A 994-nucleotide genomic window follows, 5' to 3' on the forward strand; every position below is an offset into this window, starting at 1 on the left:
AAATTAAAAAAGAAGGTGTTACCTTTATATATTAATAACTTCGAAATATTGTATAACAGATAATTTTTATGCATTATTGATTAACATTGCTTATTGTGCTAACGAATCAGGATAGTGTGGCGACCGACCAACTAAATAGTTGCTTATCCTCAATTATTAGAAGGAAAGTTCTATCATTTCGCGAATTTATTAGACATAGACGAGTGCTATAATTTTCTATATATACATAAAGAGGTGACTACGCATGAATCAAAGGCCGTCAGAAGAAGAATACGCCGGGAACTCCGGCGAATATATTCGTTTGGTACCGGACGGTAACATCATCGACATTCTGCTCGCCCAGGAAAAGCAAATGATCGAGCTCCTGGCATCGTTGACCGAAAGTCAGTACGCGTATCGGTATGCGGAAGGAAAATGGACGCTGAAAGAAGTCGTGGGCCACATTGCAGACTCGGAACGCGTCATGACCTACCGCCTGCTCCGGTTCGCAAGAGGGGACCAGACGCCTCTGACTGGTTTTGATCAGGAATTGTTCATGCCTCCTTTCGGAAGTTGGACAACCGAGCAATTGGCCGAAGACTACCGGGCCGTACGGCAATCAACGATCACATTGCTGCGCGGGCTACCGGCGGAGGCGTGGACCCGCAAGGGCACAGCCAACAACCTAAGCATTACGGCGCGCGCCCTCGCGTACGGCATCGCAGGACACGAACTTCATCACATGGGGGTCATCCGAAATCGGTACTTGAGCTAATCGTCGGCTGAGGCCTTTGGAATGGAACTAACACCTCTTAGATACCGTTCTTATTGTCCCGCCCCACAACCATCAACTTAAGGATTTAGACTATTTTTGAAATTAAAAGCACATTACTATTCTCTTATGTTAATGAGAAAGGGTGACGTGCTTTTTATGAATATGCACCAAAAACAAGAGTTATCTTTATTTGCCGAAGAGTTATATCGATTTTTTTCATTTGGGGGTATTTGTTTTTCT

General features: G+C 44.4%; 1 protein-coding gene. It reads left to right on the top strand.

The window, feature by feature from the left end; translation table 11 throughout:
• Nucleotides 1-244: 244 nt before the first annotated feature.
• A complete protein-coding gene (locus V7038_RS26920) occupies nt 245-754 on the top strand; it encodes a DinB family protein (protein ID WP_002013615.1) in 510 nt (169 codons plus the stop codon).
• Nucleotides 755-994: the final 240 nt, after the last annotated feature.

The organism is Bacillus sp. JJ783 (assembly GCF_036963225.1).
GTDB classification, from domain to species: Bacteria; Bacillota; Bacilli; order Bacillales; family Bacillaceae_G; genus Bacillus_A; species Bacillus_A cereus_U.

Coding starts and splice junctions, on each gene's coding strand:
- V7038_RS26920 (WP_002013615.1), top strand. CDS start 245: ATGAATCAAAGGCCGTCAGAAGAAGAATACGCCGGGAACTCCGGCGAA.